We start from the raw sequence: 19,181 nt of genomic DNA on the forward strand, positions 1-19,181 counted from the left end.
GTTTCTCTGGCTTTCCAAACAAGGAGCGGGCAGAACATGTCGGCTGTAGAAATTTTCCCCGAAACTGAAATCGATGTGCGCGACGCCCTTCCTGACGATGCGCATGCCATCTCGGCGATATACGCCTGGCATGTGCTTCATGGCCGTGCGTCCTTCGAGGAAATTCCTCCCACCGTCGATGAAATGCGTCAGCGGATGAAGAGCGTGACCGACAGCGGTTTACCGTGGCTGGTTGCGCTGTATCGCGGCATTGTTGTCGGCTACTGCTACGCCACGTTTTATCGTCCACGCCAGGCCTACCGGTACACCCTTGAGGAATCCATCTATGTGGATGCCAGCACTACCGGGCGCGGGTTTGGCTCGGCCTTACTCCAGGCACTGATCGCCCGTTGTGAACAAGGACCCTGGCGGCAGATGATTGCCGTGGTTGGTGACGGAAACAATAATGCGGGATCGTTACGGCTGCATAAAAAACATGGCTTCGAGGTTGTCGGTCAACTGCGCAGCGTGGGGTATAAGAAGGGCGACTGGCGGGATACGTTGATCATGCAGCGTCCACTCAACGATGGTGACTGGACGCTGCCGGAGTAGGCGCTTTCGCCCGGTGGCGCTTCGCTTACCGGGCCTACGTATCGGGGCCGCTTTAGGGCCGTAGGCCGGGTAAGGCGAAGCCGCCACCCGGCACAGACAGGCGGCTCAGTCGTTCTGCGCCGTCGCCATCTGTTCCGCTTTCTGCTTTTTATACGCCAGCGCTGAAGCCGGCACCGGCTGCACTTTCCCGGTTTCAATCCAGGTGCGCAGGCGGCTGGCGTCCGCAAAGTGGGTATATTTGCCGAAGGCATCCATCACCACCAGCGCCACTGGCTTACCGTTAAACACGGTGCGCATCACCAGGCAGTGCCCTGCCGCATTAGTGAATCCGGTCTTGGTTAACTGAATATTCCAGTTATCGCGATACACCAGATGGTTAGTGTTGCGGAACGGCAGCGTATACGCCGGGTTCGAGAATGTCGCCATCTCCTCACGCGTGGTACTGAGCTGACCGATCAGCGGGTATTGCTTACTGGCGATCAGCAGCTTGGTTAAATCACGCGCCGTCGAGACGTTATGAATCGACAGACCGGTTGGCTCTACGAAATGGGTATTTTTCATCCCCAGCGCTTTGGCTTTGGCGTTCATCGCGCGGATAAACGCGTCGTAACCACCAGGATAATGGTGGGCAAGGCTTGCCGCCGCGCGGTTCTCAGAGGACATCAGCGCCAGCAGCAGCATATTTTTACGGCTGATTTCACTGTTCAGACGCACGCGAGAGTAGATCCCTTTCATCTCTGGCGTGTGGCTGATATCCACCTTCAGCTTTTCGTCCAGCGGCAGTCGTGCATCAAGCACCACCATCGCGGTCATGACTTTGGTTATGGAAGCGATCGGGCGCACCAGATCCGGATGACTGGCGTAGATCACCTTGTTGGTATTCAGGTCAACGATCATCGCGCTGCCGGACGCAATCTGGGGTTGCGCAGCAGCGGTGGCGACTGCGGTCGTTTTGGCGATGGCTGGCGCGGTAGCGGAGACGCCCAGCAGCAGCGCAAGACTAAGGAGTGACACTCGAAATTTCAGCATGATGAGACTTCTGATAATGATTCACGCACGTTATGACGTACACCGCCTGTGTCAACGGATAAACACAGGCTGGCTTCGGCATCATAGCGATCACCGTGCGTTGTCGCCAGCGGAGAATCATAACCAGATGCTGCATTGCTGGCATTTACGCCAGCAATGCAGGGAACTTAAAAGAGACGGTATCCATAACCCCAAAGAATAACTGTCAGGGCCAGTAGCGCCTCAAGGACCAGTACGCCGATGGCAAGCGTAGAGCTGGAGAAGCTCAGGCCCTCTTCTTTATTGATATTGAGGAAGGTTGGCACCCCTACATACAGCAGATAACCGGTGTAAAAGAGGGCAACCGTACCGATCAGCGCGCACAGCCAGACCAGTGGATAGAGCGCGACAATACCGCTTAAAAACAGCGGGGTCGCGACGTATCCGGCGAAGACCATACAGTGTGCCAGCGACGGGCGCTGCGGATAGTTGCGCGCCATCCAGTGGATGACCCGCCCCATCACCGCCACCCCGGCCAGCATCAGGCCATAAAACAGAATGGCCAGGTACAGTCCGGTAAACCAGGAAAGCTGAACCACGGTGCCGTCACCAAAGTTCCAGCCTATCTGCGTAGTACCAATAAACGCGCAGACCACCGGCACCGCTGCCATCAGCAGGACATGGTGGGTATAGTGATGCGCGACCGTTTCGTTCTCGTTACGGATCACCTGCATTTCACGATCGGGATGGGAGAAAAGTCCCCAGACATGGTTCATAACGCCCCCTTGTTGTCGGCCCGTCAGCGATAGCTTAAGTATAATGCAGGCTTTAGATTATTTTATGTACAGTGGGAAATTTCCGTTGATTGCCGCGCGGTTGATGGATGGGGTATATGATTAACGCAGGCACAGTAAGGGAGATGACGTTTACGTAATGGATATCAACGGTCTTATTGAACAATATGGATACGCCGCGCTGGTGATCGGCAGCGTCGCGGAAGGCGAAACCATCACGCTGCTGGGCGGGGTGGCCGCACATCAGGGATTGCTGAAATTCTCGCTGGTGGTCGCCGCCGTCGCGTTGGGCGGTATGATTGGCGATCAGCTGCTCTACTTTCTGGGGCTGCGCTTTGGCCCAACGCTTTTGCAACGTTTTGCTAAGCATCAAAAGAAAATTCGCCGTGCTCAGCGGCTTATCCAGCGACGTCCCTGGCTGTTTGTGATTGGTACCCGCTTTATGTACGGCTTTCGCATCATCGGGCCAATACTGATTGGCGCGAGCCGCTTACCGCCGAAAATCTTCCTGCCGCTGAACATTCTCGGGGCGATTGCCTGGGCGCTGATTTTCACCACGCTTGGCTACGTGGGTGGCGAAGTAATAGGTCCGTGGCTGCATAATCTCGATCAGCATCTTAAACACTGGGCCTGGTTGATCCTGGTTGTTGCGGTGGTGATTGTGGTACGGCTGTGGCTCAAGCATCGCGAAAAGCGGCGGGATGAAGAGTGAGTTCGGCCTGCTGCCCCTCACCCTACCCCTCTCCCCAAACGCTATACACCCTCTCCCCTTGGGGGTGAGGGGAATGCTTATTCCGCAGGCTTAAACTGCGGATTCGCCAGCATAAAACCGCCGTCGACGATAAACGACTGCCCGGTGGTGTAGCTGGCGTCGCTGTCACACAGCCACGCCACCAGGCTGGCAATTTCTTTGGTATGCCCTGGCCGTGCCAGCGGGATTTCCGGCATTGCGCCTTCTTTCACTTCGCTGTCGTCCATATCATTCATCGGCGTGGCGATCGCTCCGGGCGCAACGGCGTTCACCAGAATCTTATGTTTAACCAGCTCCAGCGCCATCGACTTTGTTAACCCGCCCAGCGCATGTTTGGCCGCCGTATAGGCGCTGGCGTCCGGCAATGGCGTATGTTCATGCACCGAGGTGATATTCACGATCCTCCCCCCTTCCCCCTGCTTCAGCATCTGACGCGCCGCGATTTGCGAGCAGAGAAACGCGCCGTCCACGTCAACGGTGAATATGTGCCGCCAGTCGTCAAACGACAGGTCCAGAAATGGCGCTTTATTCATCGCCCCGGCATTGTTAACCAGCACATCCAGCCGCCCGAAACGCGTAATCAGGGTTTCAATGGCCTTTGCGCCTTCCGGCAAATTGCTTAAGTCGAGATGAATGGCCTCGGCACGCTGCCCGCGCGCTTCAATTTCACGGCAGGTTGCCAGCGCCCCTTTCTCATCTGAATGCCAGGTTACTCCGACATCAAACCCGCGTTCGGCCAGCATCAGGGCCGTCGTTTTGCCAATTCCTGAATCCGATGCGGTAACAATTGCGACTCGCGTCATACTCACCTCCTGATAATCTGCAAAGAGGTAAGTATAGATAATGCGCAATGTTAGCCGTGATGATATCCGCCACCGAGCGCGGAGGTGAGCTGGAGCGTGGCATCCACGTACTGACCTTTCAGCATCAACCCGGTAATACGCTCTTTGAGCGCCGGAATTTTTGCTTCACTCACCCGGGAGCCGGCAATGATCCCGGCGCTGAAACGCGCCTGTGCCAGCGCAACGACGCGCGCCGCATCTTTTTCGATCTGCTGCTGGTGCTGATTTTTGGCGGTCAGCGTTTCCACTTCGCTGGCCGTCCGGGCAACCTGGTTTACGGCATCTACCACGGCCTTGTTGTAGTTCGCCACGGAGAGGTTGTTTTGCGCCTGGGCGATATCCAGGTTCGCATTCAACCGACCGCTGTCAAAAATTGGCAGCGTCAGCCCGGCGGTTACGCCCATTTGCTGCGCAGATGAGCGGAACAGGTCACTCAGGTGCAATGCATCCTGCTGCAAGAATGCCATCAAATTGATGTCAGGGTAGAACGCGGCTCTGGCGGCATCCACTTCGCTCATGGATGCTTCGATATACCAGTGCGCCTCCTGCAAATCCGGGCGCCGAGCCAGCAGTTCATAACCGAGCGTTGATGGCAACGACGCCTCTGCGTCAGGTAAGGCATGCCGGGCGAGCGTGACTGAAGGGGTATGGGTCAACGCATTCAGACGCGCCTCAATGACCTTCATTTTGCCGTGCACGTCAGCGAGCTGTTCATCGGTTTTGCTGGCATTGATATCCGTTTCAACGCCTTCCACCGAGGAGGTAATGCCGTGCTGATAAAGCTCACGATCGGCACCGATGATATTTTCCTGCTCCCGTTTGATTTGCGCGAGTACGTCACCCACCGCGGCCTCGGTCTGCCAGTCCCAGTACAGCCGCGCGACGCTGCTGGCGAGCAGCTGGCGGGTCTGCTCCAGCTCCGCTTTTTGCGCATTCACCTGACCGATGCGGGCCTCAATTTGGGCGCGGTTTTTACCCCATAAATCCAGATCCCAACCCGCCGTCAGACCAAAGGTGCCGTTGGTGTACCAGGGGCCGGTTGTCCCCGCCGCCGGGTCGGTCAGCGCAAATGGCCCCATCAGCCCCTCTGCCGACATTTTTTGCCGTTCAACATCTGCGGAAAAATCCAGCTGTGGACCCTCAGCAGCGACAGCGGCTTTCGCCTGTGCTTCCGCCAGGGTAATACGCTGACGGGCAATTTGCATATCCGGCGCATCCGCCAGCGCTTTGTCGATCAGCGCGTTGAGCTGGGGGTCGTTAAAGTCTTTCCACCATTCGCTTTTTGGCCAGTCGGCATGACGCAGTTGGGTATTTACAGCTGCGGCGGCGGCTTGCGTTTTTACTGGAGACACCGTGGCATGTTCCGGCGCGCAGGCGGCCAGCATAAAAACAAGAGGAGCACTCAGAGATAAAGTAAGAGAACGTTTCATTACGCCATGAACTCAAAAAAATAAAGGCGCAACTTACGCTTACTGACGTTCCGTTTTTTAGTAACGCGTGGCAATCCGCATATTGTTATACATTTTCATATCCGGAAATTTATTCCCCAAGACAATGATTTAATTTCATGTATTCATGCTAATTATGAATTGGCTGCTACACTTACTTCGACAGACATACGCAGGAGAGGCGAATGAAAATATTATTGTGGGTTATTTTGATTATATTTCTGATAGGGCTGCTGGTGGTAACCGGCGTATTCAAGATGATTTTCTGATTCTGTTGCCCGGCTCCGTGCCGGGCAAACTCTTCACACTTCGCTCAGGATTTTGACTGGATCACCCGGGCAATATCCGCAGACGTCTGTAGGGTACGGATCTCCTGAAATAATCCCAGCGCGTCGTCGTACTCTTTACGCAAATAACTCAGCCACTGCTTAATGCGCGCGACGTGATACAAGCCGGTATCGCCCTGCTTTTCCAGCCGCGTGTATTTTTGCAGTAGTTTCACCACATCCGCCCACGGCATCCGCGGCTCATTATATTTCACCACCCGGCTGAGGTTCGGCACGTTCAGCGCACCGCGGCCAATCATCACGGCATTACAGCCGGTCTCTTTGAGGCAGGCCTGCGCGCTCTCGTAATCCCAGATTTCGCCGTTGGCAATCACCGGGATCGTAAGCCGTTTGCGGATCTCGCCAATCGCCTGCCAGTTAATGCGCTCGGCTTTATAACCATCCTCTTTGGTTCGCCCGTGCACCACCAGCTCGGTGGCGCCCGCCTGCTGCACCGCGTCAGCAATTTCAAACTGCTTATCGCCGCTGTCCCATCCCAGACGCACTTTGACCGTCACCGGCAGGTGCGATGGCACCGCCTCACGCATGGCCTTTGCGCCGCGATAAATCAGCTCCGGATCTTTAAGTAGCGTCGCCCCCCCGCCGCTGCCGTTGACCAGCTTTGACGGACAGCCGCAGTTAAGATCGACGCCGTACGAACCAAGCGCTACCGCGCGGGCGGCGTTTTCAGCCAGCCACTCGGGATACTGGCCGAGCAGCTGGACACGCACCAGCGTACCGGACGGGGTACGGCTCTGACGATGCAGTTCCGGGCAGAGACGATAAAATGATTTTTCTGGCAGCAACATATCGACCACGCGCAGAAACTCCGTCACGCAGAGATCGTAATCGTTCACCTCGGTAAGCAGCTCGCGCACGAGAGAGTCGAGCACACCTTCCATCGGGGCCAGTAAAACACGCATTCTGAGTACCTGTGAAAAAAGACGCGCTATAGTAGCTGCTCTCTATGTATGTTGAAAGCCCGGCGTTCCATTGCGGAATGTCTGGTATGCCCAAAATTCATGATGTGATCCGTGGCACATTTTCAGGTTTAATTGTATGATGAATACGTCTCAGCAAGGCTTTCACCATGAGCAAATCACTGAATACTATCTGGCAATACCTTCGCGCCTTCGTCCTCATTTATGCCTGCCTGTACGCCGGCATTTTTATCGCTTCGCTGCTGCCGATTACGATACCCGGCAGCATTATCGGCATGCTGATCCTGTTTGTGCTGCTGGCATTACAGGTGCTGCCCGCGAAATGGGTTAATCCGGGGTGCTTCGTTCTCATTCGCTATATGGCCCTGCTTTTTGTGCCTATCGGCGTTGGGGTGATGCAGTATTACGATGTGCTTAAAGCGCAGTTCGGCCCGATTGTGGTCTCCTGCGCCATCAGTACGCTGGTGGTATTCCTGGTCGTCAGCTGGAGTTCACACATTGTGCATGGCGAACGCAAGGTCGTCGGGGAGAAAACAAAAAAATGATGGCGAATATCTGGTGGTCCCTGCCGTTAACCCTGGTGGTGTTCTTTGCTGCGCGTAAGCTTGCGGTGCGTTTCAAAATGCCGTTGCTCAATCCGCTGCTGGTCGCCATGGTGGTGATTATTCCTTTTCTGCTGCTCACCGGCATTCCTTATGAGCGTTACTTCGCCGGGAGCAGGATCCTCAACGATTTGTTGCAGCCTGCCGTGGTGGCGCTGGCGTTTCCTTTATATGAGCAACTGCATCAGATCCGCGCGCGCTGGAAATCCATCATTACCATCTGCTTTGTGGGTAGCCTTGTTGCGATGATCACCGGTACCTCGGTGGCCTTATTGATGGGCGCGTCGCCGCAGATCGCCGCCTCTATCCTGCCTAAATCCGTCACCACGCCGATTGCCATGGCCGTGGGCGGCAGCATCGGGGGCATTCCGGCCATCAGCGCCGTGTGCGTGATTTTCGTCGGTATCCTGGGCGCGGTGTTTGGTCATACGCTGCTCAATATCATGAAAATTCGTACCAAAGCGGCACGCGGTCTGGCGATGGGTACCGCCTCGCACGCGCTGGGCACCGCACGCTGCGCGGAACTGGATTATCAGGAAGGGGCATTCAGCTCGCTGGCGCTGGTGATCTGCGGGATTATCACTTCCCTGGTCGCGCCGTTTATCTTCCCGATTATTCTGGCAGTCATGGGCTAAAATTTGCGATGCGTCGCGCAAATTTCATTTTCATTTCATAAGTTGCACACATAATGAGATTTGGATCACATATAAAGGCCGTACGGCTCCGTACACTACCGATCCATTAACCTTGATGAGGCAACGTCATGCATCCACGTTTTCAAGCTGCTTTCTCTCAGCTTGCAGAGAATTTGCAATCAGCCCTGGCTCCGGTTCTGGCGGATGCGCATTTCCCCGCCCTGCTGACGGCAGATCAGGTCACGACCCTTAAACAGGCAACGGGGCTGGACGAAGACGCGCTGGCTTTCGCCCTGCTGCCCCTGGCGGCTGCCTGCGCCCGCGCTGACCTTTCCCATTTCAACGTAGGCGCAATTGCGCGCGGCGTGAGCGGAACCTGGTACTTCGGCGGAAACATGGAGTTTCTTGGTGCGACCATGCAGCAAACCGTCCACGCGGAGCAGAGCGCCATCAGTCACGCCTGGCTGCGCGGCGAAAAAGCCCTGCGCGCCATCACCGTCAACTATACCCCTTGCGGCCACTGCCGCCAGTTTATGAATGAGCTGAACAGCGGTCTTGAACTGCGTATCAACCTGCCGGGACGCGCACCGCATACGCTGGGTGATTACCTGCCGGATGCTTTCGGCCCGAAAGATCTTGAGATCAAAACCCTGCTGATGGACGAGCAGGACCACGGTTATGCGCTCTCGGGAGATGAGCTGAGCGAAGCGGCCATTGCCGCCGCCAATAAAAGCCACACGCCCTACAGCAAATCTCCAAGCGGCGTCGCCCTTCAGTGCCGCGACGGCCGCATCTTCACCGGCAGCTATGCAGAGAACGCCGCATTTAACCCGACGCTGCCTCCGCTCCAGGGTGCCCTGAACCTGCTTAGCCTGAACGGGTATGACTACCCGGATATTCAGCGCGCAATCCTGGCTGAAAAGGCCGATGCGCCGCTGATCCAGTGGGACGCGACCGCAGCCACGCTGAAAGCGCTGGGCTGTTCAACCATCGACCGCGTGCTGCTGGCATAATCTGTTCGGCGGGCAGAGTTGCCCGCCAGTCTGACGAAAAACCCCTCAGTTGAATCGCTGTTTCTTGCGCTAACCAGGCGGGTACAGTAGCCTGAGGGAAATTTCATCATCGGTACGAGCCATCTGCATGTTAAAGCGCGTGTTTTACAGCCTGTCTGTCCTGGTCGGCATACTGCTGTTGATCGTGCTGGGTCTCGACCGCTGGATGAGCTGGAAAACAGCCCCCTACATTTTTGATGACCTACAGGATCTCCCCTACCGTCAGGTTGGTGTGGTGCTTGGCACCGCCAAGTATTACCGCACTGGCGTCATAAATCAGTATTACCGGTATCGTATTCAGGGCGCGCTGAACGCCTATAACAGCGGCAAGGTGAACTATCTGCTGCTGAGCGGCGATAACGCGCTGCAAAGCTATAACGAGCCGGTGACGATGCGCAAAGATCTGATTGCCGCAGGCGTCGACCCGGCCGATATCGTGCTCGACTACGCCGGATTCCGCACGCTTGATTCCATCGTGCGTACCCGCAAGGTGTTCGACACCAATGATTTCATCATCATTACCCAGCGTTTCCACTGCGAGCGGGCGCTGTTTATCGCCCTGCATATGGGCATTCAGGCGCAGTGTTATGCGGTGCCATCGCCAAAGGATATGCTGAGCGTGCGCGTACGTGAGTTTGGCGCCCGTTTTGGTGCGCTGGCTGACCTGTACCTGTTCAAACGTGAACCGCGCTTTTTAGGCCCGCTGGTGCCGATCCCAACGATGCATGAAGTGCCGGAAGATGCGCAGGGTTATCCGGCGGTAACGCCAGAGCAGTTGCTGGAAATTCAGAAGAAGTAATAACTTTTGTCGGGTGGCGGCTTCGCCTTACCCGACCTACGATCGCGATTTTGTAGGCCCGGTAAGCGTCGCGCCACCAGGCAAAAAAAGGCCCGCTACGTGAGCGGGCCTTTTCATTCTGAAGATCTTACTTCTTACGCGCGTACTTCAGTGAATCCAGCGCAACCGCGAAGATGATGATGGCGCCCTTGATGATGTACTGCCAGTAGGGGTTCACGCCGATGTAGGTCAGGCCGTAGTTGATAACGGTGAAGATGATCACACCGGTCACCACGCCCAGCACGGTCCCCACGCCGCCGCTGAAGGAGACGCCGCCAACCACGCAGGCTGCAATCGCATCCAGTTCGTACATAAAGCCGAGGTTGTTGGTTGCAGAGCCGATACGGCCCGCTTCCAGCATCCCGCCGAAGGCGTAGAAGACCCCGGACAGGGCGTAAATCATCAGCAGGTTCAGAGCCACGTTGACCCCGGACACTTTCGCCGCTTCAGGGTTACCGCCGATAGCAAAGATGTTTTTACCGAAGCGGGTTTTGTTCCACAGGATCCAGACGAACGCCACCGCAATCAGCGCATAGAAGGTGATGTAGGAGAGACGGAAGCTGCCCAGCGCAACAAACCCCTGCGTGAAGGTCGAGAAGCCGCTGTCGAAGCCAGAGATTGGAGACGCGCCGACGAAATCGTAGTACAGGGAGTTGATACCATAAACGATGATCATCGTGCCAAGCGTGGTGATGAATGGCGTCACGTTCAGGTAAGCAATGATGATGCCGTTAATCAGGCCAATTACCGCGCCGATGGCGCACACGATCAGGATCACCACGAAAATCGGCATGGTCGCCATCTCCGGGAACACCTTGTTGGCGTTTTCCATCGACTGCAACAGGGTTGCCGCAATGACCGCCGCCAGACCCACCTGGCGCCCTGCCGAAAGGTCAGTCCCCTGGGTAACGATAAGTCCCGCCACGCCAAGCGCGATAATAATACGTACGGAAGACTGGGTCAGAATGTTACTCAAGTTCAGCAGACTTAAGAACGTAGGGTCCTGGAAAATAATAATCGCCAGCAAGACTAAAAGAACAACGTAAATACCGCCTTCTTTCAGATAAGTGAGAAAACTTTTTTTATTTAACGCACTCATGAGGAGCCCCTGATCTTAAAGGTGCAAAGACGCAAGACGCAAAATTTCGTTTTGCGTTGTCGTTTTGGTTTCAACAATACCGGCAACGAGACCATTGCTCATAACCAGAATACGGTCTGTGATCCCTAACAATTCCGGCATTTCGGAAGAAATAATAATGATCCCTTTATCTTTTTTCGCCAGCTCGGCGATCAGCTGGTAAATCTCAAATTTTGCACCCACGTCGATACCACGCGTAGGTTCATCCAGCATCAGAATTTCAGGCTGGGTTAATAGCCAGCGACCAATAATGACTTTCTGCTGGTTCCCTCCCGAGAGTGAGCCAATTTGCGTGCGGTGGCCCGGCGTTTTCACGCGCATGGAGTCAATCACCCACTGGGTATCGCTCTTCATGCGGGAATTATCCAGCAGCCCGACTTTATTTTTATAATTGCGAATATTAGAAATTAACGAGTTAAAGTTAATATCCAGATAAGCGTAAATACCGGTGGAACGACGCTCTTCCGTCACCAGCGCAAAGCCATTATTAATGGCTTCGTTGGCGTTGTGGTTGTTGATCTTCTTACCGTGCAGCGTAATGGTGCCTTCGGCTTTCTCACGGATACCAAACAGGGTTTCCACGATATCGGTGCGCTTAGCGCCCACCAGCCCTGCGATGCCAAGGATCTCCCCCTTGTGCAGATCGAAAGAGACATCGCGGATAGACGGCTGACGCAGCGAGGTCAGGTTACGCACCTCCAGAATCACTTCGCCTGGCTTGTTTTCTTTATCCGGGAAACGCTGGTTCAGAGAACGGCCAACCATCATGGCGATGATCTTGTCCATATCCAGCCCTTCCAGCGGCTGGGTGGCGATCCACTGGCCGTCGCGCAGGATGGTGATTTCATCGCACAGCTGGAAGATCTCTTCCATTTTATGTGAGATATAGACAATGCCGCAGCCGCGATCTTTCAGCTTACGAATAATGGTAAAAAGGTGGTTAACCTCTTTTTCCGTTAATGACGATGTCGGTTCATCCATGATCACGATTTTCGCATCATAGGAGAACGCTTTGGCAATTTCGATCATCTGCATCTGGGAAACGGATAATGTCCCGACGCGTGCGCGCGGGTCGATATCAATATCCAGCTCATCAAAAATGGCTTTGGTGTCGCGATACATTTTATCCTGATCAACAAAGACACCTTTGGTTGGATAACGACCCAACCACATATTATCCATAACTGAACGTTGCAGAACCAGGTTTAATTCCTGGTGTACCATCGAGATACCGTTCTCCAGCGCTTCTTTCGCTGAATGGAAGTCGATCTCTTTTCCCTGAAAAAGAATGCTGCCAGAATCTTTTTGATAGATCCCAAAGAGGCATTTTAATAATGTTGATTTACCCGCACCGTTTTCACCCATTAACGCATGAATAGAGTGTGGACGAACTTTTAAATTAACATTATCGAGCGCCTTAACACCGGGGAATGACTTGTTGACACCGGTCATTTCCAACAAGTATTCACCGGACGACTGAGTAGTTGTGCTGACCATAATTATACCTTGTTGGCCTCGCATATCGCGTTATAAAAGGGCGCAACGAATTGCGCCCAGTGAAGACAATGCAGATAACTTATTTACCGATAAACTCAGCCAGGTTGGACTGGTCTACGCCCACGTAAGGAACGCGAACGATTTTGTTGTCAATTTTCCAGTTAGTCCCGTCAGCGGCGCCTTTACCGTCGGCCAGGTTTTTCGCCAGATCGAAGGTGGCTTTCGCCTGGTTGTTGGCATCGTTCAGCACGGTACCGGCCATAGCGCCAGATTTCACCAGCGCCAGCGCTTCTGGCAGGGCATCCACACCGAATACAGGAATGGCGGATTTGTTGTGGGCTTTCAGCGCTTCTACCGCACCCATTGCCATCGCATCGTTGTTGGCGATGACCACTTCAATTTTGTTGGCGTTCGGACCAGAGAGCCACGCGTCCATCTTATCTTTCGCCTGAGCGGTGTCCCACATTGCGGTGTCTAACGCCAGCTGCTGGGTTTTCAGGCCCTTGTCGTTCAGCTCTTTAATAACGTAGGTGGTACGTGCTTCAGCATCCGGATGGCCCGGTTCGCCTTTCAGCAGAACGAACTGAATCTGACCATCTTTGTTCAGATCCCAGTTCGGGTTCGCCGCCCAGTGTTTCGCAATCAGATCGCCCTGGATAATCCCGGACTCTTTGGAGTCGGTACCCACGTAATACGCTTTGTCGTAGCTGTCCAGCGCCTTACGGGAAGGTTCTTTGTTGAAGAAGACAATTGGCACGTTCTGGCCGCGCGCTTTCTCGATCACCGTGCCTGCCGCCGCCGGGTCAACCAGGTTAATAGCCAGCGCTTTCACGCCTTTTGCCAGAAGAACGTCAATCTGATCGTTCTGTTTGGACTGGTCATTCTGGGAGTCATTCATCAGCAGCTGCACGTCTGGCGCTGATTTAGCATCTTTTTCAATTGCTTTACGCACAACGGACATGAAGTTGTCGTCGTATTTATAGATAGTCACGCCAATACGGGTATCCGCTGCGTGCGCTGCTGCGCCAAAAAGCATGCTTGCCATGACAGCAGACAGAGTCAACACCTTCTTATTCATGGTATCTCCGGTTTTTTTTATGCAGGGTAGTTCTTGTGAAAAACGGTCGGCGGGCAGAAGTTAATAAAACGTTACTGATCGCCGAAGTTCACTTATAAAATGTCCAGCTTCCGTGTTCGGTAACGCTCCAGAAATGCGTTTTATTCGTTGTTTGAGGCATGCTGGTAACGGTAAAAGTGAATAATCACCGTTACATTGTGTTTCAGCCCCTAAAACGCTGACATCATAGACAGCGGCTTGTTAAGATACTGTGAATTTACTCACAGATTGAAAACGGTTACATCACGTGATGTTATCAGTTAGTGATCGGAGCCACAGTTTGTCGGATAGCGACCGAATGGCGGCGTACTAAAGTCGGCATAAAACAATGCGTTGCGTCAGGATCTAACAGCCCTGCCGCCCCCTGTAACGCCAGCTCTGTCGCCAGTTTCGCCATCGACGCAATGGGGTAACGCACCGTTGTCAGCTGCGGATCGGTGTAACGGGCAATCGGGATATCGTCAAAGCCGATCAGCGATAAATGCTGCGGCACCGCAATGCCGTTGTCTTTCAGCGCGGTAAGCGCACCTGCCGCCATGCTGTCGTTATAGGCAAACACGGCCGTCAGCTGAAGATTACGCCCCAGCAGTTCCACCATTGCCGCTTCACCGCCCTGCATGTCCGGCGAACCGGTACCTACCCAGCTTTCCAGCGGCGCAATGCCCTGCTCTTTCAGGGCGTTTTGCCAGCCCTCGCGGCGCATCATGTCGTCTTCAATACCGTGGCTGGAGGCCAGATAACCAATGCGCTGATGGCCGTTGCTGATGAGCATCCGCGTCGCCATCATCGCGCCGCTGATGTTATCCAGACCGACGCAGCGGTGCGCGTAGCCGGGGACGATACGGTTGATCAGCACCATGCCGGGGATCTGCTCCATAAACCCGGCCAGCTCTTCATCACTCAGGGCTTTAGAGTGCACAATCAGGGCGTTACAGCGCTGGCGGATCAGTACCTCAATGGCATAACGCTCTTTTTCAGCCTCGTGATAGCTGTTGCCAATCAGCACATATTTCTGGTGCTGCTGGGCAACGACGTCCACCGCTTTGACCAGCGCGCCGAAGAAGGCGTCCGACACGTCCATCACCACTACGCCAATGGTATCGCTGACCTGCGTCGCCAGCGCCTGGGCATTAGCGTTTGGCCGGTACCCCAGTTGGGTCACGGCTTTCATTACGGTTTCACGCGTTTCAGAGCTGACCAGCGCACTGTTGTTCAGCACGCGGGAGACAGTAGCAACAGAAACACCCGCCTGGCGGGCGACGTCACGAATGGTGATCATATTCACCACCCTTTAAAGGATTGCAGCAACTCACAGACACCCCCTGTGTTTAGCAAGGTGGCTATTCTGGCAGCGAGAGAGAGGAGACTACGTGAAGAAGCTCACACAGATGAAAACGCTTACATCCGTTTTGTTAATGATTGTGATCCAGATCGTTATCTGGATGTATTACGCAATGACACGCCCGAAGCACGGGCGGTTAACCGTCGCCATGCCCATTCCAGCGGGCCCTGGCGGAAAAAACGCAGCCAGACAACCGAAAACACCACGTTAACAATCCAGACCGGAATAACAAACGCCAGCAGCGTCAGGCGGTCGAATTTCATAAACAGGCCGAATCGGTAGAAAAGCGTGGTGCATATCAGCGTTTGCAGGATGTAATTGCTTAACGCCATCCGCCCAACGCAGGCCACCGCACTGACGATCCACAGGCGGGAAAGCTGGAGCCAGAAGCCGTAGATCAGCGCCGCATACCCAATAGTCTGAAACGGCGCGCTCAGTTCGCGCGGCACCTGCAACAGGAATGCACACCAGCGGTAATCCCACTGAAGATGCCACTGCATCATCACCGCCGGGAGGTTGATGATCACGCCGAGCAGCACCAGCCCTGCTCCCGTACGACGATAGTGTCGCAGGCTAAATTCCCCTTTCAGCCAGCCGGTGCGCATCAGGGCTGCGCCCATCAGCATCATCCCCGCCAGCTGCCAGCCGTATTGCGCGCCCAGCGCCAGCAGATTATCGCCGAGCATATCGGCCCGGTTGCCTATCGCTTCCATGCCGCCTTTCAGCTTCCAGAACTGCTCATATTGCAGGTTGGCCGCATCCGGGATCCATGAACGACTGGTGGAAGCATCGGCAATCATGCCAAGCAGCAATAACACGGCCAGTCCCATGACATAGAGCATCACGCCGGTATTAAACAGGCTTTTCACACCGGGCGCGTCGCGGATCAGCCGCCAGCAAATCAGCCCCACCAGACCATACGCGAGCAGAATATCGCCGTCCCAGAACAGCAGCCCGTGAATAAAACCGAGGATAACCAGCAGCGTTAAACGCGACTGGATCCAGCGCGTACCGCGTTTGAGGAGAAGCTGAAGTCCCGCGCCAAACAGAAGCGCAAAGAGGGTCAGGAATTTAACCTGTGCAAAGAGATCGAGGATTGCCCACGTCCAGGCGTCGCTGCGCGTGATGTCGCCATACCACGCAGGATTCAGATAAGCGGCCTTCGGCAGACCGAAGGCGCTGATATTCAGCAGCAGGATACCGAGAATGGCGACGCCGCGAACAAAATCGAGCGTGACGTTTCGCTCCATGGTCCCTGCCCTGTCTGATTAGTTGTGGTGACGCACGGCGCGCAGGAACTCCTGGCGGGTGTTCTGGCTCGATTTGAACAGGCCGCCCAGCGAAGTGGTGGTGGTTGCGCTGGTTGCATCACGCACGCCGCGCGCCTTCACGCAGTAGTGCACCGCGTCGATAGACACCGCCACGTTGTTAGTACCCAACAGAGTTTGCAGTGCGGTCAGGATCTGCTGCGTCAGACGCTCCTGCACCTGCGGACGCTGGGCAAAAAACTGCACGATGCGGTTGATCTTGGACAGGCCAATGACCGTATCTTTTGGAATATAGGCCACCGTCGCTTTACCATCGATGGTCACAAAGTGATGCTCGCAGGTGCTGGTCAGCGTGATATCGCGTACCGTCACCATCTCATCGACCTTCATCTTATTTTCAATGACGGTGATTTTCGGGAAGTTCGCGTAATCCAGGCCGGAGAAAATTTCGTCGACGTACATCTTCGCGATGCGGTGCGGCGTCTCCATCAGGCTGTCGTCGCTCAGATCGAGATTCAGCAGTTGCATGATCTCCGTCATATGGCCGGCGATCAGACTCTTGCGGGTATCATTGTCCAGCTCCTGCACGGGCGGGCGCAGTGGCGTTTCAAGACCGCGCGCAACCAGCGCTTCATGGACAAGGGCTGCTTCTTTACTGAGTGATGACATTCTTTTCTCCTGCAGGTGTGGCGTCTTTTGCCCTCGTTGTGGCAAAAGTGTGCGCTCATTGTGCGTGAGGCGACGCACATAATCCAGTATTCACGACGATAATTATTGCAATTGCTGTTGCCTTTCAGCCTGACGGTTCCAGACTAACGCTCCGCCAACGAACAGCGCGATCCCCGCCAGCCCCAGCGCAGGTTCCAGCCGATGTGTGAGCCAGGTCGACAGTGCCGACGTGACCGGCCCCACCAGCTGACCAATGGCATACCCGGTGGTGAGCAGTCCCGCCATATAACGCGTGTGGTCTGGCGCCAGCTCGCGACCGTACAAAAGAGAGAGCTGCACGGCGCAGAGGAACCCGCCGCCCACCAGCAGCCCACCCGTCAGCAAGCCGCCTATGCCCGGCAGCAGCCAGGCCGCCAGCACGCCAATCCCCTGTAACCACAGAACAATCGCCAGCCTGCGGTTAGCGCTTGATGTATGCCGCAGGGCAATGCTGAGCGCAATTCCCACCACCGAGGCGGCGCCAAATATCGGCCAGACAAACTGGGCAAACAGGCTGCCGGGAAAACGCACCGCCGCCATTTGCGATAAAAAGGTCGCCGGGAGGATATAGCCGAACCCTGCCAGGCTGTAGCTCCAGACCAGACGCTTGAGATCTGCGGTCAGCAGCAGCGGTTCAGGCGCGGTACCGGGCCGATGGAGCTGCCCGGACCGCGGCAGGTAGCGCGCCACCAGCACAATCAGCACCAGCGCCAGTACGCCGTAGATTTGCCATGCCGCCCCGGCGGACAAGGATTTCGCCTGAATATAGACCGCCAGCAGGCCGCTCAGGGCGATGCCGGCCCCGGGTCCGGCAAAGACGGCCGCACTGAGTCCCGGTTTGCCCAGCTGCCCCAGCCGCTCGTTGGTCCAGGCGGCAATCAGCACCATCGACCAGCCGCTCATGCAGCCGATCACAAAGCGCAGCAGACCGTGAACAACGGCATTATCTGCCGCCGCGGAGAGCAGCGTTAGCGCCACCGCACCGGTGATGCCAAGCCAGAGACGCGTTTCAACGAAGCGATGGGCGCGCATGGCATCCCATGCCCCCACCAGATAGCCCAGATAGTTCATTGCCGCCACCAGCCCCGCGCTGGTAAGCGTGAGTTGCCCGGCGGCTATCATCAGCGGCACCTGAGGCGTGAAGGCGAAGCGCCCTATCCCCATCGCCACGACCAGAACCACAAATCCGCTGAGCGCGATACGCAGCGCCATGATCGCTCCAATTGTTAAAGAAAAGTAAATTTATGATGCAACATCTCGCCGTCCTGCGAAAGTGAAAGTTGCTCACAGGTCAATGAAAACTCTGTATTATGCGTTTTATGAATCGTCTTACCTTTAAGGAGCCCTGCATGGAACTGCTCGAAGAGCATCGTTGTTTTGAAGGTCGACAGCAGCGCTGGCGGCACGACTCCACCACGCTGAATTGTGCTATGACGTTCAGCATTTTCCTGCCCCCTGCGGACAATCCACCGGTGCTGTACTGGCTTTCAGGCCTGACCTGCAACGACGAAAACTTCACCACCAAAGCGGGTGCCCAGCGTATTGCCGCCGAACTGGGCATTGCGCTGGTGATGCCAGATACCAGCCCGCGTGGCGATGACGTGGCCGACGATGCCGGATACGATTTGGGTAAAGGCGCCGGGTTCTATCTCAACGCCACGGAACAACCGTGGGCGAGCCATTACCGCATGTATGACTACATTCGCGATGAACTGCCTGCCCTGGTGCACTCTCAGTTCGCGGTCAGCGAGCGCTGCGCGATAAGCGGACATTCGATGGGTGGCCACGGGGCGCTGATAATGGCGCTGAAAAATCCGGGGAAATACACCAGCGTGTCCGCATTTGCGCCGATTGTGAACCCAACGCAGGTGCCGTGGGGGCAAAAAGCCTTTACGCACTATCTGGGTGAAGATGCAGAAAAATGGCAGGAATGGGACAGCTGCGCGTTGATGCTGGCGAGCGATTCGGTGAATGCGATCCCAATGCTTATCGATCAGGGCGATGCGGATCAGTTCCTCGCCGGACAGCTACAGCCTGCGGTGCTGGCGGAAGCCGCGCGCCAGAAGGACTGGCCGCTAACGCTGCGCATTCAGCCGGGATACGACCACAGCTATTACTTCATAGCGTCCTTTATTGAGGATCATCTCCGCTTCCATGCGGAGCATCTGTTCAGATAAGTTCCGCCTTTTGCCCGGTAGCGCCTCCTGCCTACCGGGTCTTCCCCTCCCCCTCTTTACATACTTCTATCCGCTTGAATCCAGCCTGATTTCTGTCGCCGACACC

Annotated in this window: 20 protein-coding genes; 8 read left to right on the forward strand and 12 right to left on the reverse strand. The window is 55.5% G+C overall.

The genetic code is table 11. The features are described from left to right. Positions 1 to 36 precede the first annotated feature (36 nt). Positions 37 to 591 (forward strand): GNAT family N-acetyltransferase, encoded by a 555-nt coding sequence (locus O1721_RS18940; RefSeq protein WP_032648902.1) that lies wholly within the window; start codon positions 37 to 39, stop codon positions 589 to 591. Between the two features lie 105 nt (positions 592 to 696). Here the strand turns inward: O1721_RS18940 and pbpG are convergent, their stop codons facing one another. After that, on the reverse strand, positions 697 to 1,620 hold the full coding sequence (pbpG, locus tag O1721_RS18945; protein ID WP_015572329.1) for a D-alanyl-D-alanine endopeptidase: 924 nt from the start codon (positions 1,618 to 1,620) through the stop codon (positions 697 to 699). Positions 1,621 to 1,787: 167 nt separating this feature from the next. Next, entirely contained in the window at positions 1,788 to 2,375 is a 588-nt protein-coding gene (locus O1721_RS18950; RefSeq protein WP_003859296.1) for a Yip1 family protein, read from the reverse strand. A gap of 157 nt (positions 2,376 to 2,532) precedes the next feature. On the opposite strand from O1721_RS18950, the gene O1721_RS18955 reads away from it, so the two are divergent. Beyond that, positions 2,533 to 3,105, forward strand: a complete 573-nt coding sequence (locus O1721_RS18955; RefSeq protein WP_015572327.1) for a DedA family protein — start codon at positions 2,533 to 2,535, stop codon at positions 3,103 to 3,105. A gap of 77 nt (positions 3,106 to 3,182) precedes the next feature. On the opposite strand, the gene O1721_RS18960 is transcribed toward O1721_RS18955, so the two are convergent. Together O1721_RS18960 and mdtQ are read right to left on the reverse strand one after the other, a co-directional pair. After that, the gene (locus tag O1721_RS18960; RefSeq protein WP_063142567.1) at positions 3,183 to 3,947 is read right to left on the reverse strand and encodes an SDR family oxidoreductase; all 765 of its coding nucleotides are present in this window, start codon (positions 3,945 to 3,947) and stop codon (positions 3,183 to 3,185) included. 50 nt (positions 3,948 to 3,997) lie between these two features. Then, on the reverse strand, positions 3,998 to 5,416 hold the full coding sequence (mdtQ, locus tag O1721_RS18965; protein WP_032648905.1) for a multidrug resistance outer membrane protein MdtQ: 1,419 nt from the start codon (positions 5,414 to 5,416) through the stop codon (positions 3,998 to 4,000). 203 nt (positions 5,417 to 5,619) lie between these two features. On the opposite strand from mdtQ, the gene yohP reads away from it, so the two are divergent. Beyond that, positions 5,620 to 5,703, forward strand: a complete 84-nt coding sequence (gene yohP, locus O1721_RS18970; protein ID WP_015572324.1) for a small membrane protein YohP — start codon at positions 5,620 to 5,622, stop codon at positions 5,701 to 5,703. A 44-nt stretch (positions 5,704 to 5,747) separates the two neighbouring features. Here the strand turns inward: yohP and dusC are convergent, their stop codons facing one another. Continuing rightward, complete coding sequence (dusC, locus tag O1721_RS18975) at positions 5,748 to 6,683, reverse strand: tRNA dihydrouridine(16) synthase DusC (protein ID WP_003859306.1); 936 nt, start codon at positions 6,681 to 6,683, stop codon at positions 5,748 to 5,750. Positions 6,684 to 6,850: 167 nt separating this feature from the next. On the opposite strand from dusC, the gene O1721_RS18980 reads away from it, so the two are divergent. The 4 genes from O1721_RS18980 (at position 6,851) to sanA (ending at position 9,789) form a co-directional block, all read left to right on the forward strand. After that, complete coding sequence (locus O1721_RS18980) at positions 6,851 to 7,246, forward strand: CidA/LrgA family protein (protein WP_003859308.1); 396 nt, start codon at positions 6,851 to 6,853, stop codon at positions 7,244 to 7,246. Then, positions 7,243 to 7,938 carry a CidB/LrgB family autolysis modulator gene (locus tag O1721_RS18985; protein WP_032648907.1) on the forward strand — a complete coding sequence of 232 codons (696 nt, stop codon included), beginning with the start codon at positions 7,243 to 7,245 and terminating at the stop codon, positions 7,936 to 7,938. Before O1721_RS18980 ends, O1721_RS18985 begins: the two co-directional genes overlap by 4 nt. A gap of 128 nt (positions 7,939 to 8,066) precedes the next feature. Then, positions 8,067 to 8,951: a cytidine deaminase gene (gene cdd, locus O1721_RS18990; protein WP_032103253.1), complete on the forward strand. Its 885-nt coding sequence runs from the start codon at positions 8,067 to 8,069 to the stop codon at positions 8,949 to 8,951. Between the two features lie 127 nt (positions 8,952 to 9,078). Then, complete coding sequence (gene sanA / locus O1721_RS18995; protein ID WP_003859314.1) at positions 9,079 to 9,789, forward strand: outer membrane permeability protein SanA; 711 nt, start codon at positions 9,079 to 9,081, stop codon at positions 9,787 to 9,789. A 127-nt stretch (positions 9,790 to 9,916) separates the two neighbouring features. On the opposite strand, the gene mglC is transcribed toward sanA, so the two are convergent. The 7 genes from mglC to O1721_RS19030 form a co-directional block, all read right to left on the reverse strand. After that, complete coding sequence (gene mglC, locus O1721_RS19000) at positions 9,917 to 10,927, reverse strand: galactose/methyl galactoside ABC transporter permease MglC (protein WP_003859318.1); 1,011 nt, start codon at positions 10,925 to 10,927, stop codon at positions 9,917 to 9,919. Positions 10,928 to 10,942: 15 nt separating this feature from the next. Further along, positions 10,943 to 12,463 carry a galactose/methyl galactoside ABC transporter ATP-binding protein MglA gene (mglA, locus tag O1721_RS19005; protein ID WP_003859320.1) on the reverse strand — a complete coding sequence of 507 codons (1,521 nt, stop codon included), beginning with the start codon at positions 12,461 to 12,463 and terminating at the stop codon, positions 10,943 to 10,945. 79 nt (positions 12,464 to 12,542) lie between these two features. Then, complete coding sequence (gene mglB / locus O1721_RS19010) at positions 12,543 to 13,541, reverse strand: galactose/glucose ABC transporter substrate-binding protein MglB (protein ID WP_017383382.1); 999 nt, start codon at positions 13,539 to 13,541, stop codon at positions 12,543 to 12,545. Positions 13,542 to 13,836: 295 nt separating this feature from the next. After that, complete coding sequence (gene galS / locus O1721_RS19015; RefSeq protein WP_032648909.1) at positions 13,837 to 14,859, reverse strand: HTH-type transcriptional regulator GalS; 1,023 nt, start codon at positions 14,857 to 14,859, stop codon at positions 13,837 to 13,839. A gap of 155 nt (positions 14,860 to 15,014) precedes the next feature. After that, on the reverse strand, positions 15,015 to 16,172 hold the full coding sequence (gene yeiB, locus O1721_RS19020; RefSeq protein WP_032648910.1) for a DUF418 domain-containing protein YeiB: 1,158 nt from the start codon (positions 16,170 to 16,172) through the stop codon (positions 15,015 to 15,017). An 18-nt stretch (positions 16,173 to 16,190) separates the two neighbouring features. Further along, the gene (folE, locus tag O1721_RS19025) at positions 16,191 to 16,859 is read right to left on the reverse strand and encodes a GTP cyclohydrolase I FolE (RefSeq protein WP_015572317.1); all 669 of its coding nucleotides are present in this window, start codon (positions 16,857 to 16,859) and stop codon (positions 16,191 to 16,193) included. 102 nt (positions 16,860 to 16,961) lie between these two features. Continuing rightward, the gene (locus tag O1721_RS19030; RefSeq protein ID WP_017383385.1) at positions 16,962 to 18,110 is read right to left on the reverse strand and encodes a YbfB/YjiJ family MFS transporter; all 1,149 of its coding nucleotides are present in this window, start codon (positions 18,108 to 18,110) and stop codon (positions 16,962 to 16,964) included. Between the two features lie 137 nt (positions 18,111 to 18,247). On the opposite strand from O1721_RS19030, the gene fghA reads away from it, so the two are divergent. Then, entirely contained in the window at positions 18,248 to 19,075 is an 828-nt protein-coding gene (fghA, locus tag O1721_RS19035) for an S-formylglutathione hydrolase (RefSeq protein ID WP_032648912.1), read from the forward strand. The last annotated feature ends 106 nt before the right edge of the window (positions 19,076 to 19,181 follow it).

Source organism: Enterobacter cloacae complex sp. HYC033_NIDB, from assembly GCF_056673335.1.